This is a genomic window from Acidovorax sp. ST3 (assembly GCF_003231145.1).
In the GTDB taxonomy this organism is placed as follows: Bacteria; Pseudomonadota; Gammaproteobacteria; order Burkholderiales; family Burkholderiaceae_C; genus Acidovorax.
Window position 1 is genome coordinate 381328 of record NZ_QKVP01000001.1, and the last position, 12907, is coordinate 394234.

General features: G+C 68.0%; 12 protein-coding genes. All 12 read left to right on the forward strand.

Features of this window, described 5'->3' with window-relative positions:
* Positions 1-34 precede the first annotated feature (34 nt).
* The 12 genes from DNK89_RS01715 (at position 35) to DNK89_RS01770 (ending at position 12886) form a co-directional block, all read left to right on the forward strand.
* Positions 35-1000: a tripartite tricarboxylate transporter substrate binding protein gene (locus tag DNK89_RS01715; protein WP_110958650.1), complete on the forward strand. Its 966-nt coding sequence runs from the start codon at positions 35-37 to the stop codon at positions 998-1000.
* Entirely contained in the window at positions 997-2283 is a 1287-nt protein-coding gene (locus DNK89_RS01720; RefSeq protein ID WP_110958651.1) for a 3-isopropylmalate dehydratase large subunit, read from the forward strand. The genes DNK89_RS01715 and DNK89_RS01720 overlap by 4 nt, the downstream gene beginning before the upstream one ends.
* Complete coding sequence (locus DNK89_RS01725; protein ID WP_110958652.1) at positions 2280-2780, forward strand: 3-isopropylmalate dehydratase; 501 nt, start codon at positions 2280-2282, stop codon at positions 2778-2780. Before DNK89_RS01720 ends, DNK89_RS01725 begins: the two co-directional genes overlap by 4 nt.
* Complete coding sequence (locus DNK89_RS01730; RefSeq protein WP_238990658.1) at positions 2773-4485, forward strand: hydantoinase B/oxoprolinase family protein; 1713 nt, start codon at positions 2773-2775, stop codon at positions 4483-4485. The genes DNK89_RS01725 and DNK89_RS01730 overlap by 8 nt, the downstream gene beginning before the upstream one ends.
* Entirely contained in the window at positions 4482-6563 is a 2082-nt protein-coding gene (locus DNK89_RS01735) for a hydantoinase/oxoprolinase family protein (protein ID WP_110958653.1), read from the forward strand. The genes DNK89_RS01730 and DNK89_RS01735 overlap by 4 nt, the downstream gene beginning before the upstream one ends.
* Positions 6560-7207 (forward strand): cysteine hydrolase family protein, encoded by a 648-nt coding sequence (locus DNK89_RS01740; RefSeq protein ID WP_110958654.1) that lies wholly within the window; start codon positions 6560-6562, stop codon positions 7205-7207. The genes DNK89_RS01735 and DNK89_RS01740 overlap by 4 nt, the downstream gene beginning before the upstream one ends.
* Complete coding sequence (locus tag DNK89_RS01745) at positions 7204-8616, forward strand: FAD-dependent oxidoreductase (protein WP_110958655.1); 1413 nt, start codon at positions 7204-7206, stop codon at positions 8614-8616. The genes DNK89_RS01740 and DNK89_RS01745 overlap by 4 nt, the downstream gene beginning before the upstream one ends.
* A gap of 4 nt (positions 8617-8620) precedes the next feature.
* Entirely contained in the window at positions 8621-9484 is an 864-nt protein-coding gene (locus DNK89_RS01750; RefSeq protein WP_110958656.1) for an oxaloacetate decarboxylase, read from the forward strand.
* A gap of 318 nt (positions 9485-9802) precedes the next feature.
* Positions 9803-10345: a peptide-methionine (S)-S-oxide reductase MsrA gene (gene msrA / locus DNK89_RS01755; protein WP_110958657.1), complete on the forward strand. Its 543-nt coding sequence runs from the start codon at positions 9803-9805 to the stop codon at positions 10343-10345.
* 200 nt (positions 10346-10545) lie between these two features.
* Positions 10546-10971: a transcriptional repressor gene (locus tag DNK89_RS01760; protein WP_110958658.1), complete on the forward strand. Its 426-nt coding sequence runs from the start codon at positions 10546-10548 to the stop codon at positions 10969-10971.
* On the forward strand, positions 10968-11651 hold the full coding sequence (locus tag DNK89_RS01765; protein ID WP_110958659.1) for an ATP-binding cassette domain-containing protein: 684 nt from the start codon (positions 10968-10970) through the stop codon (positions 11649-11651). The genes DNK89_RS01760 and DNK89_RS01765 overlap by 4 nt, the downstream gene beginning before the upstream one ends.
* Positions 11648-12886: an FtsX-like permease family protein gene (locus DNK89_RS01770; RefSeq protein WP_110958660.1), complete on the forward strand. Its 1239-nt coding sequence runs from the start codon at positions 11648-11650 to the stop codon at positions 12884-12886. The genes DNK89_RS01765 and DNK89_RS01770 overlap by 4 nt, the downstream gene beginning before the upstream one ends.
* The last annotated feature ends 21 nt before the right edge of the window (positions 12887-12907 follow it).

Below are 12907 nucleotides of genomic sequence, written 5' to 3' on the forward strand. Positions count from 1 at the left end.
AAGACAACGCACTACAGGATTGGAGACACACGCCATGACATCACGCCGTCACCTCTTGGTTGCACTGGGCACCGCGCCCGCCCTGTGGCAGGGCCCGCTGGCGCTCGCCCAAAGCAACTCCCCCATCCGCATCCTGGTGGGTGCCCCGGCCGGTGGCTCCACCGACACGTTGGCGCGCACCCTGGCCATCGAAATGGGCCGTCTGCTGGGCCGCACCGTCATTGTCGAGAACCGGCCTGGCGCGGGCGGCAACATCGCGGCCGACGCGGTGGCCAAGGCCGCGCCCGATGGCAACACCCTGCTGATGAGCTTCACCAGCCATGCCATCAACGCCAGTCTGTACAAGACCCTGCCGTTCGACCCCATCAAGGACTTCACTCCGCTCACCTGCGTGGCGACCTCGCCCTCGGTGCTGGTGGCCAACCCCGCTGTGCCCGCCAAGGATGTGCGCGAGCTGATCGCCCTGGCCAAGGCCAAGCCCGGCAAGCTCAACTTTGCCATCGGCGCCGTGGGCTCGTCCCTGCACCTTGCGGGGGACGCGTTCAAGATGCAGTCGGGTGCTTACATCGTGAACATTCCGTACCGGGGCACCGCGCCCGCGCTGCAGGATGTGCTGGCCGGGCAGGTGGAGCTGATGTTTGCCGCCGTGGGCAACGCCCAGGCGCAGATCCGCGCAGGCAAGCTCAAGGCGCTGGGGGTGACCAGTGCGCAGCGCCTGCCAGCCTTCCCGGATGTGCCCGCGATTGCCGAGGTGCTACCCGGCTATGAGTCCAGTGCCTGGTTCGGGCTGTTCGGCCCGGGGCAGATGAACCCGGAGCTGGCCAGGCGCATCAGCGACGCCGCGCGCCAGGCCATCGCCTCGCCCGATGTGAAGCGGCGCCTGGAGCACGAAGGTGCCGTGCCCGTAGGCAACAGCCCCGAGGAGTTTGCGCGTTTTGTGCATGCCGAGATTCCGCGCTGGGCCAAGGTGGTGCAGTTTTCCGGAGCCAAGCCCGAATGAGCCTCCCACTCAGCCCCCCGAGCACGCTAGCGCAGAAGCTCGTGGCCCGCGCCAGTGGCCGCGACCGCGTCACGCCCGGCGAGATCGTCAATTGCCGCGTCGATCTGGCCATGTTCCACGACTCGTCCGGCCCACGCCGGCTCAAGCCCATGCTGGAAGAGCTGGGCGCCCAGATCTGGGACAAGCGCCGCGTGGTCTTGGTGATGGACCACTACCTGCCCGAGCGCGACGACGAATCCCGCCGCATCGTGCGCATCGCCCGCGACTGGGCGCGCGAGCAGGATTTGCCCCATGTGTACGACGGCCAGGGCATCTGCCATGTGGTGGTGCCCCAGCACGGCCACATCCGCCCCGGCATGTTCTGCGTGGGCGGCGACTCGCATTCGCCCACGGGCGGCGCGTTTGGCGCCTACATGTTTGGCATCGGCAGCACCGAGATGCTGGGCGTAGTGGTCACCGGTGAGATCTGGCTGCGCGTGCCCCATACCCTGCAAATGCACTGGAGCGGCCAGCTGGCTGCGGGCGTGACCGCCAAGGACATGATGCTGCACATGATTGGCCGCTTTGGCATGAACGGCGGCCAGTACCAGGCCGTGGAATTTGCCGGACCCGCCGTGCAGGCGCTGGGCATGCAAGAGCGCATGACCCTGTCCAACATGAGCGCCGAGCTGGGCGCACAGGCCGGGCTGATTGCCCCCGACAACACCACCCGCGACTGGCTGCGGGCTGCGGGTGTGCCCGATGCAGATCTGCAGGGGCTGGATGCCTGGCGCACGGACGAAGGCGCTGACCTGACGCGCCACACCTTCGACGCCACCACACTCACGCCCCAGGTCGCCGCCCCGCACAGCCCCGCCAATGCCGCACCCGTGGCGCAGCATGCGGGGCAGGGCATCGATGTGGCCTACATCGGCGCCTGTACTGGCGCCAAGCTGGACGACTTGCGCGCCGCCGCCAGCGTACTGCGTGGAAAGCAGGTAGCCCCTGGCGTGCGCCTGATGGTGGCGCCCGCCAGCCAGCGCGACCAGGCCGCCGCCCAGGCCGAAGGCGTGCTGCAGGTGCTGCAGGACGCAGGGGCCGAGCTGTTTCCCACCACCTGTGGGGCCTGCGCGGGCTATGGCGACACGGTGGGCGACGCCACCAACGTTATCTCCAGCACGGCGCGCAATTTCAAGGGCCGCATGGGCTCGCCCACAGCGCAGGTGTACTTGGCCTCGCCGTACACCGTTGCGGCGTCGGCGCTGCGTGGCTGCATTACTGACCCCCGAGAGGTGCTGGCATGACGAGTATCCACCGCGTCTGGAAGTTGGGTGCCGACATCGACACCGACGTGCTGGCACCCGGCCACGCCATGAAGCACGGCATCGACGTGCTGGCGCGCCATTGCCTCGAATCCGTGCGCCCCGACTTTGTGGCGGGCGTGCGCAAAGGCGATGTGATCGTGGCTGGGCCCAACTTTGGCATTGGCTCGTCGCGCGAGCAGGCGGCTGCCGTGCTGGTGCGCCTGGGCGTGGCGGCGGTGATTGCGCCGTCGTTCAGTGGCCTCTACTTTCGCAACGCATTCAACCTGGGCCTGCTGCTGCTGACCTGCCCCGAGGGTGACGCCATCGAGGAGGGGGAGGGCATCACCCTGAACGAACAAACACCTTCGGTCACCACCGCCCACGGGCGTGTGCTGGCCTGCGACCCGATTCCCCCGTTTCTTTTGGACATGGTGCGTGCCGGTGGGCTGATGAACCAGCTGCGCGCCCGCTTTGGCAAGGAGCCCCTGCATGGCTGAACACACCCCCACCCCGCCGCCCATGGACCCAGTCATGGACCCGGTCACTCTGGCCGTGCTGCGCGGTCGGCTGGAACAGATCGCCGACGAGATGGACGCCACGCTGTATCGCAGCGCGTTCAATCCCATCATTGCCGAGGCGCACGACGCCTGCCACGGCCTGTACGACGCCACCACGGGCGACACGCTGGTGCAAGGCAAGTCCGGTCTGCCGGTGTTTGTGGGTGCCATGGCGTTTGCCGTGCGTGCGGCCATGCGGGCGGCGGGCGAGCGCGGCGGCATCACGGCGGGGGATACCTGGCTGTTCAACGACCCCTACGAGGGCGGCACCCACGCCAACGACTTCAAGCTGGTGCGCCCGTTCTTCCGCAACGGGCAGCTGTTCTGCTTCTTGGCATCGGCCGCGCACTGGCACGACGTGGGCGGCAACGTGCCCGGCAACTACAACCCGGCCGCCACCGAGTGCTGGCAAGAAGCGGTGCAGATCCCACCCGTGCGCATCGTGCGGGGCGGTGTGTTCGACGACGACGTGCTCGCCATCCTCAAGGCCAACACCCGCCTGCCCGACAGCCTGTGGGGCGACCTGAACGGCCAGCTGGCCGCGCTGGATCTGGGCGAGCGCCGCCTGCACGACCTGCTGGACCAGTATGGCGATGCCCAGGTGCAGCAGGCCATGGGTGAGCTGCGCACGCGTGCCGTCAAGCTCATGCAGTCGCATATTGCGGCGCTGCCGGACGGGCGCTACAGCTTCAGCGACATTCTGGACAACGACGGCGTGAAGGACGAGCCGCTGACCATCGCGCTCGACATGACCGTGCAGGGCGACCGCCTCACGCTCGACTTCTCGCGCACCTCGCCGCAGTGCGCGGGGCCGGTCAATATCTCGCGCGCCACGGCCATTGCGGCGTGCTATGTGGCGCTCAAACACTTGTTCCCTGATGTACCTGCCAATGCGGGTGTGCTCGATGCCGTGGACTTTGTGCTGCCCGAGGGCCTGGTCATCAGCGCCGCGCGCCCGCGCCCCGTGGGTGGCTACACCGAGACCATCCTGCGCATGATCGATGTGATCTTCAGCGCTACCGCGCAAGCTGACCCCAAACGCGCCATGGCCCAGGCCTACGGCACGATCAACGCGCTGTCCATCGCCGGGCTGCGCACCGATGCCGCGCGCAAGGGCCAACGCTGGGTGATGTTCAGCTTCTTCGGCGGCGGCCACGGCGGCCACAGCGATGGCGATGGCATGAGCCACGGCAACGCGCCCATCTCCACCGCCACCATCCCGCCGCTCGAAATCCTGGAGGCGGCGTACCCCGTGCGCTTCACGCAGTGGGCGTTGCGGCCCGATTCGGGCGGTGACGGCCAGCACCGGGGTGGCCTGGGCGCCATCTATGAGATTGAGCTGCTGGAACAAGACGCCGAGGTCTTCATATTTGGCGAGCGCGGCAAGGCCGCACCGCAAGGCATTGCGGGCGGTAGCGCCGGTTCCATGAACGTCTTCAGCTATGAAAACGATAGTGAATGGAAGCAGCCACCCATGCGCTCCAAGATGATTGGCATCCGCCTGAAGCAGGGCGAGCGCGTGCGCTTGGAGACCCCCGGTGGCGGTGGCTACGGTGCCCCGGCTGCGCGGGATGCGGCAGCGCGTGAGAAGGATCTGGCGATGGGCTATGTGAGCGCCCCCGCCGTAATGAAAGGCAAGGCATGAGCAGCGGCAAGGTTTCGGACAAGGCTTTGAACGAGGCATCCTATGTGGTGGGCGTGGACGTGGGCGGCACCTTCACTGACCTGTTTGTGCTGGATGAGCGCGACGGCAGCGCCCGCATCGTCAAGGTGCCCAGCACCCGGGGTGAGGAGGCGCGCGGCTTCATGAACGGCGTGGCGCGCGTGGCCGACTCGGCCGGGCAGATCGCCACCATCGTGCACGGCACCACCGTAGGCACCAATGCGCTGCTGGAGCGCAAGGTGGCGCGCACCGGCATCATCACCACGCGCGGCTTTCGCGACGTGCTGGAGATGCGCCGCCGCGACCGGCCCCAGACCTGGGGCCTGCGCGGCAGCTTCGAGCCCATCGTGCCGCGTAACCTGCGGCTGGAGGTGGACGAACGCGTGTTGGCCGACGGCACGGTGCACACACCGGTGGATGTGGAGCAGGTCAAGGCCCAGGCCCGCGCGCTGCTGGCGGCGGGCTGCGAGGCCGTCTGCGTGTTCTTCATCAACACCTACGCCAACCCTGCCAACGAGCAGGCCGCCGTGGCCGCCGTGCGCAGCGTGTGGCCCAACCCGCATGTGACGGCCGCCAGCGAGGTGCTGCCCGAAATCCGCGAGTTCGAGCGCTGCTCCACCGCCACGCTCAATGCATCCCTGCAACCCGTGGTGGGCAGCTACCTGGAGCGGCTGGAAGGCGACCTGCGCACGCAGGGCTTTGGCGGCGAGCTGCTCATCGTTCAAAGCAACGGCGGCGTGATGTCGCGCCAGACGGCCTGCGATGTGCCGGTGCGCACCGCGCTCTCGGGCCCGGCGGCGGGCGTGATTGCCTGCGCGGCCATTGCACGTGCGGCAGGCTTCCCCGATGTGATTACCGGCGACATGGGCGGCACCTCGTTCGACGTGTCGCTGGTGGCCAAGGGCGAGGCGGCGTTGGCCGCACAGACGGCCATTGAATTTGGCATGGTCGTGCGCTCGCCCATGATCCAGATCGAGACCATTGGCGCGGGTGGTGGCTCGATTGCCTCGGTGGATGCCAGCGGCATGCTGCAGGTGGGCCCCGAGTCGGCCGGTAGCATCCCCGGCCCGGCCTGCTATGGCCGGGGCAACACCCGGCCCACGGTCACCGATGCCAACGTGCTGCTGGGCCGTATCGCCGCCGACCGGCCCCTGGGCGGTGGCCTGCTGGCCGCCATGGACGCGCAAAAGTCGCGCGACGCCATCGAGACCCATGTGGCCCGACCCCTGGGCCTGGATGTGATGGCAGCCGCCGAAGCCATCCTCACGGTGGCCAACGCCAAGATGGCGGGCGCTGTGCGCGTGGTGTCCATCGAGCGCGGGCACGACCCGCGCCAGTTTGCCTACATGCCCTTTGGCGGCGGCGGCGCACTGCATGTGTGCGCCATGATGCGCGAGGTGGGCGTGGGCACGGGCATCGTGCCGCGCTACCCCGGCGTCACCTCCGCCCTGGGCTGTGTGATGGCTGACATGCGCCACGACGCGGTGCAGACGCTGAACAAACCCCTGGTCGACCTGGACGTGGCCGACCTGCGCCAGCGCGTGGCCACACTCGCAGCCACCTGCCAGCAGCGCCTGGACTCAGCGGGCGTGAAGTTTGTGGAGGTGCAGGAGGTCATTGCGCTCGACATGCTTTACGCCGGGCAGACACACACCGTGCAGGTGCCTGTGGCTGCCGATGCGCTGAGCCACGAGGGCATCCGCGCCGCATTCGAGGCCGCCTACCGCGCCGCCTTCGGCCGTGTGCTCGACGGCATTGCCGTGCGGGTGATGAACCTGCGCTACGCCCGTGTCGGCGTGCGCCCCAAGTTCGACCTGACGGTGCTGGCCCCGCAGACCACCACCGTGAACCCATCGCTGGGCGTGCAGCGCGTGTTCCACGCCGGCCGCTGGTGGGACGCTGCGCGCCACGCACGCCTGGACCTGCCCGTGGGCACCCGCATCGACGGCCCGGCCATCCTGGAGCAGCCTGACACCACCGTGTGGCTGGAGCCTGGCTTCAGCGCCACGGTGGATCCACTGGGCAATCTGCTGGTGCGGGCCGGGGAGGGGACGGCATGAGCCACAACACGATCGACCCGCGCCACACCGCGCTGGTCATCATCGACCTGCAAAACGACTTTCTGGCGCCGGATGGCGCCTATGCACGCGGCGGCGCGGTGAGCGCAGCCGCCCAGGCCCTGCCGCCCCGGGTGGCAGCGGTGGCCAAGGCGCTCAAGGCGGCAGGCGGCATGGTGGTGGGCAGCCAGTTCACCCTGTGGCCCGATGCGCAGGGCGAACCCATGGTGTCGCCCCACCTCAAGGCCTTGCGCCCGTTCCTGCGCCGTGGCGACTTTGCGCCTGGCAGCCCGGGCCAGGCCCATGTGGCCGAGATCGCACCGTGGGTGGACGTGTCGGTGTGCAAGGTGGCGTATTCGGCCTTCTTCAACACCCAGCTCGACTGGGTGCTGCGCCGCGCGGGCATCACCACCGTGGCGGTGTGCGGCATCGTCACCAACGGGGGCGTGGCCAGCACGGTGCGCGATGCGCACATGCGCGACTACCAGACGCTGGTGCTGGCCGACGGCTGCGCGGCCTTCAAGCAGGAAGTGCACGACACCTCGCTGGCCGACATGGCCAACGTGGCCCAGGTGCTGACATGCGCCGACTTTGCGGCCGCCGTGACTGCTGCTGTTGCGGCCCCTTCCGCAGGAATGCGTCAATGAGCACGCCCCGCATCTGCCATGCCGAGCACCTGCCCGGCACCGTGGCGCAAGACGCCCATGTGCCGGTGCTCATCGTGGGTGGCGGCGCCTGTGGGCTGACTGCGGCGCTGATGCTGCACGACGCCGGTGTGGACTGCGCCGTGCTGGAGCGCGACGCCACGCCGCTGGGCTCATCCGCTCTGTCATCCGGCTTTATCCCTGCGCCCGGCACGCAGGCGCAGCGCGCGGCGGGCATTGACGACAGCCCGGAGCGGTTTGCCACCGACATCAGCGCCAAGGCCAAGGGCAGGGCGGCGCCACACCTGGTGAAGGCTTACGCCCAGGCCATTGGCCCGGCGCTGGATGCACTGCAAGCGCGCCACGGCCTGCAGTGGCAGGTGCTGGATGGATTTCTGTACCCCGGCCACAGCGTGCGCCGCATGCACGCCACGCCCGAGAAAACCGGCGTGGGCCTGATGGGCCGCCTGGCCAACGCGGTGACAGCGGCGGACATTCCGCTGATCACCGAAGCCACCGTGCGTGAGCTGTGGGTCAACGCCCAGCAGCGCGTGATCGGCGTGGGCTACGAGCGGCCCGACGGCACGCTGGAGCACCTGGCCTGCGACGCACTCATCCTGGCCTGCAACGGCTTTGGCGGTAACCCGGCCATGGTGCGCGAGTTGCTGCCCGAGATGCGCGACGCGCTGTTCGCCGGCCACACCGGCAACGACGGCAGCGCCATCGCCTGGGGCCGAGAGTTGGGGGCGCGACTGGCCGACCTGGGCGGCTACCAGGGCCACGGCTCCTGGGCCATTCCGCAGGGCGCGCTGATCTCGTGGGCGTTGATGATGGAAGGCGGCATCCAGGTCAATGCGCTGGGCGAGCGCTTTCACGACGAGACACAGGGCTACTCCGAAGCCTCGGTGCATGTGCTGGCGCAACCGGGCGGCGTGGCGTGGAATGTGTTCGATGCGCCCATCCTCGCATTGGCGCGCAGCTTTCCGGACTTTGTCGATGCCGAGGCGGCCGGTGCCGTCAAGCACTGCGACAGCGTGCAGGCACTGGCGGCCACCATTAGCTGCGAAGAATCAAAATTGATAGCTACTCTCGCAAGCCTGACGGGCGGTGGTGGCCAAAATGAGGCAAATCACCGCACTTTTACCCGTCCACTGCAGGCACCGTTCTGCGCCGTCAAGGTGACCGGCGCGCTGTTCCATACCCAGGGCGGGCTGGACATCGACGCCCAGTGCCGCGTGCTCAGCCAGCACGGCCAGCCATTGCCCAATCTGCTGGCCGCAGGCGGCGCCGCGCGGGGCGTGTCGGGCGACGCGGTCTGGGGCTACCTCTCCGGCAACGGCCTGCTCAGCGCCGTGGCTGGTGGCTACATCGCTGCGCACACGGCGGCCGAACTGACCCGCCAGAAAGTTTGAAGACATGACCGCCTCATCGTTGAAAGAACGCCTTCACCAACCCCGCGCCATCCTGGCCCCCGGCGTGTACGACGCCCTGAGCGCCCTGGTGGCCGAGCAGGCGGGCTTCGAGGCGCTGTACCTCTCGGGCGCCTCCATTGCCTACACGCGTCTGGGCCGCTCCGACGTGGGCCTGACCACCTACACCGAGGTGGAAGACACCCTGGCCCGCATCACCGAGCGCGTGCGCACGCCCGTCATCGTCGATGCCGACACCGGCTTTGGCAACGCACTCAACACCCAGCGCACCGTGCGTGGCTTTGAGCGCGCAGGCGCGGCCATGATCCAGATCGAAGACCAGGGCTTTCCCAAGCGCTGCGGCCACTTGGATGGCAAGACGGTGGTGCCGGTGGCCGAAATGCGCGGCAAGCTCCACGCCGCGCTGGACGCGCGCCGCAGCGCCCACACGCTGATCCTGGCCCGCACCGACGCGCTGGCCGTCGAGGGCATCGACGCAGCCTTCGACCGCGCCGAGGCGTACCTGGAATGTGGCGTGGACGCGCTCTTCATCGAGGCCCTGCGCACCCCCGAGCAAATGGACGCCGCCTGCCAGCGTTTTGCCCACCGCATCCCGCTGCTGGCCAATATGGTCGAGGGTGGCAAGACACCGATCCAGAGCGCAGCCGAGCTCCAGCAACGCGGCTTTCGCATCGTGATCTTTCCGGGCGGCACGGCCCGCGCCGTGGCGCACACGCTGCAGGGCTACTACGCCAGCCTGCACACGCACCAGACCACGGCGCCATTTAAGGACCGGATGATGGACTTTGACGGCCTGAATGCGCTGATCGGCACGCCCGAGCTGATGGCGCAAGGGCGCCAGTACGAGTAATTCCGCTTCTAAGAGCGGCTAACAAAACTCAGCGAAGCGGTTCTGGCTAGGCGCTGTGTCGCAGGCAGTACGAGCAGTACGACAAGACACAGCAACGACGCCACAAGAGTTTTGTTAGCCGCTCTAAATCATCCGTGTCGTTGTTGCTTCGCCTTGCCGTGCTACAGCACTATCTGCGGCTTCGCGCCTAGACACGAATGATTTGGAAACGGAATAGCCGCCAAGCCGCACAGAGCCAATGCCCCCGCCCGCACTGCGGCGGGTGAGGGCGCGTACCATGCCTGCAACGTTCTTCCCCCGAACTGCATGGAGACCCACATGGCCCACAACCCACAAACCATCACCCTCGGCGGCGGCTGCTTCTGGTGCACTGAAGCCGTGTTCGACCGCGTGCGCGGCATCACTGACGTGGAAAGCGGCTACACCAACGGCCACACCATCAACCCCACCTACGAGCAGATCTGCCAGGGCGACACAGGCCACGCCGAGGTGGTGCGCCTGACGTTCGACGCCGACGAGATCAGCCTGGAAGAAATCCTGGAAATCTTCTTCCACACCCACGACCCGACCACCCTCAACCGCCAGGGCAACGATGTGGGCACGCAGTACCGCAGCGGCATCTACTACGACAACCCCGAACACGGCGAGATCGCCAACGCCATGATCCGCCAGATGTCACAAGACAAGCTGTTTGGCGCTGCCATCACCACCGAGGTGAAGCCACTGCAAAACTACAGCACGGCCGAGGCCTACCACCAGGACTACTTTGCCAACCACCCCAATGCGGGCTACTGCGCGTTTGTGGTGGGGCCGAAGGTGGAGAAGTTCAGGAAGACGTTTGCGCGGTATTTGAAGGGCTGACGCTGCGACGCAGAAGACCACCAGGGGCGGCATCTGGATCTTGATCTGTGGGTTCACCGATGGGTGGGTGAGCAAATTCCTCGGGGTGGACGCTTCGTGCGGGCATAATGCAACCCGATTGCGTTATGCGCAGTTCATCCGCACCACCCATGCCAATACCGTCCCCTCAACGTCTCCAGTCCTGGTCGCTTCCTCCCGGTATGCGCGCCACCCGCGCCACCAGGGCGTTGGCGGCGGTGTACCAAGCCCGGCCGGACGCAGCCCTGTCAGAGCCCGAGGTTGAGACGGCCCTGGCCCAAGCAGGTGTTGCCGTCAACAAGGTCACCGTCTACCGCATGCTCGACCGTTTTGCTGCCGCTGGGCTGCTGCACAAGCAGGTGGATGCCGGCCGTGTAACGCGCTACGCGCTGGCGCCGCAGGGGGAAGAAGGCGCCGCACCGCGCTTTGAATGCGACGACTGCCATCGCCAGTTCCGCCTGTCGCAGGGTTCGGCCAAGGTGCAAAAGGCCCTCCAGCAGGTGCTGCAGGCGCTGGCCACTGCAGGACATGAGAGTCTGGCAGTGGACGTTGCCGTGCACGGACGCTGTGCCGACTGTGCGCACCCGGCAGAGGGCGCCGCCGCATGATCCGCACGCGGGGGCTCTCCTACACCTATGCCACGGGCGGCGCGGCGCCACTGCGCTTTCCGGATGTGGACCTGCGCCAGGGCGGCACGCTGCTGCTGCGGGGGCGCTCGGGCACCGGCAAATCCACCTGGCTGGCGCTGATGGCGGGGCTGCGCGGTGCCAGCGGAGGTGACCTGTTTGTGGCGGGCACCCAGCTGGGCATGCAACGCGGGGCGGAGATCGATGCCTGGCGTGCCCGCAACATTGGCTTTCTGCCGCAAAAGCTGTACCTCAGCAGCGCACTCACCGTGGCGGACAACCTGGCGCTGGCGTACTTTGCGGCCGGGCTGCCGCGCGACGATGCGGCGATCCAGCGCGCCCTGGCGCAGGTGGGGGTCTCCGAGTTGGCCGCGCGCAAGCCGCATCAGCTTTCGGGCGGGCAGGCGCAGCGCGTGGCGCTGGCGCGGGCCGTGCTGCTGGCGCCGCAGGTGCTGCTGGCCGATGAGCCCACGGCCAGCCTGGACGACGAGGCAGCTGCGGATGCGCTGGCGTTGCTGCAGCAGAGCGCCGCCGTCTGCGATGCCAGCCTGGTGATTGCCACGCATGACCAGCGTGTGGTGCCCGCCCTGGCGGGTGTCCAGACCCTCGATTTGAATGAAATCGGCACGGAGCGCCGGTTGAATATGCCTGAGCAGCTATGAATTCAGGAGTATTCAAGCTCGCTCGCCTGTCCTGGCGTTACCTCTGGTCCCGCCCGCTGGCGGCCGTGCTCAACCTGCTGGTGCTCACGCTGGGCCTGGCCGCCATCACGCTGGTGCTGCTGGTGGCCACGCAGCTCGACAAGGCGTTCGAGCGCGACCTGAGCGGCATCGACCTGGTGGTGGGCGCCAAGGGAAGCCCTTTGCAGCTGATCCTGGCGGGCGTGTTCCACATCGACGTGCCCACGGGCAACATCCCGCTGCAAGAGGTGCAGACGCTGCAGAAGAACCCACTGGTGGCGCAGGTCATCCCGCTCAGCCTGGGTGACAGCTACCAGGGCTTTCGCATCGTGGGCACCACGCCGGACTACATCACGCACTACGCGGCCACGCTGGCCGAAGGCGCGCTGTGGCAGCAGCCCATGGACGCGGTGCTGGGCGCCAGCGTGGCGCGCGGCATTGTCAAGGCCAGCCACGCAGGTGCGCCGCTGGTCGGCGCCACCTTCATCGGCAGCCATGGCCTGGGTGGAGGAGGGCATGCGCACGGCGACCACCCCTATCGCGTGAGCGGCGTGCTCGCGCCCTGCGGCTGTGTGCTGGACCGGCTGATCCTGACCAGCACCGAATCCGTCTGGATGGTGCACGAGACCGCCACGGCCAACGATGCCGAAGACCTGGAAATTCTGAAGGAAGAGCGCGAGGTGACTGTGGCGCTGGTGCACTATCGCACGCCCATGGCGGCCATCACGCTGCCGCGCCTGATCAACGGCGGCACCTCAATGCAGGCGGCGGCGCCTGCCATCGAGGTCACGCGCCTGCTGCGCCTGCTGGGCGTGGGCGCCGACGTGTTGCGGGCCTTTGGCGGCGTGCTGCTGGCCGTGGCAGCTCTCAGTGTGTTCATCGCCTTGTGGAATGCCGTGCGCGAGCGCCGCGCTGACCTGGCCATGCTGCGCATGCTGGGCGCACCCCCGGGCCGCGTGGCCGGGCTGGTGCTGTGGGAGTCGCTGTGGCTGGCCGCGCTCGCGTCCATCCTGGGGCTGCTGCTGGGCCACGGCCTGGCGCAGGCCCTGGGCTGGGCTTTGCAGGCGCAAGGGTTGCTGCCGGTGACGGGCTGGATCTGGCTGTCCGCCGAAGTCGGGGTGCCGCTGCTGGCCGCCGGCGTGGCGGCCTTGGCGGCGCTGCTGCCCGCCATGCAGGCCTACCGTACCGATGTGGCCGACTTGTTGAGCCAGCCCTGATGCGGTCCCCGAGTTCTGACC

Coding starts and splice junctions, on each gene's coding strand:
- DNK89_RS01765 (WP_110958659.1), top strand. CDS start 10,968: ATGATCCGCACGCGGGGGCTCTCCTACACCTATGCCACGGGCGGCGCG.
- DNK89_RS01745 (WP_110958655.1), top strand. CDS start 7,204: ATGAGCACGCCCCGCATCTGCCATGCCGAGCACCTGCCCGGCACCGTG.
- DNK89_RS01750 (WP_110958656.1), top strand. CDS start 8,621: ATGACCGCCTCATCGTTGAAAGAACGCCTTCACCAACCCCGCGCCATC.
- DNK89_RS01730 (WP_238990658.1), top strand. CDS start 2,773: ATGGCTGAACACACCCCCACCCCGCCGCCCATGGACCCAGTCATGGAC.
- msrA (WP_110958657.1), top strand. CDS start 9,803: ATGGCCCACAACCCACAAACCATCACCCTCGGCGGCGGCTGCTTCTGG.
- DNK89_RS01720 (WP_110958651.1), top strand. CDS start 997: ATGAGCCTCCCACTCAGCCCCCCGAGCACGCTAGCGCAGAAGCTCGTG.
- DNK89_RS01740 (WP_110958654.1), top strand. CDS start 6,560: ATGAGCCACAACACGATCGACCCGCGCCACACCGCGCTGGTCATCATC.
- DNK89_RS01760 (WP_110958658.1), top strand. CDS start 10,546: ATGCGCGCCACCCGCGCCACCAGGGCGTTGGCGGCGGTGTACCAAGCC.
- DNK89_RS01770 (WP_110958660.1), top strand. CDS start 11,648: ATGAATTCAGGAGTATTCAAGCTCGCTCGCCTGTCCTGGCGTTACCTC.
- DNK89_RS01725 (WP_110958652.1), top strand. CDS start 2,280: ATGACGAGTATCCACCGCGTCTGGAAGTTGGGTGCCGACATCGACACC.
- DNK89_RS01715 (WP_110958650.1), top strand. CDS start 35: ATGACATCACGCCGTCACCTCTTGGTTGCACTGGGCACCGCGCCCGCC.
- DNK89_RS01735 (WP_110958653.1), top strand. CDS start 4,482: ATGAGCAGCGGCAAGGTTTCGGACAAGGCTTTGAACGAGGCATCCTAT.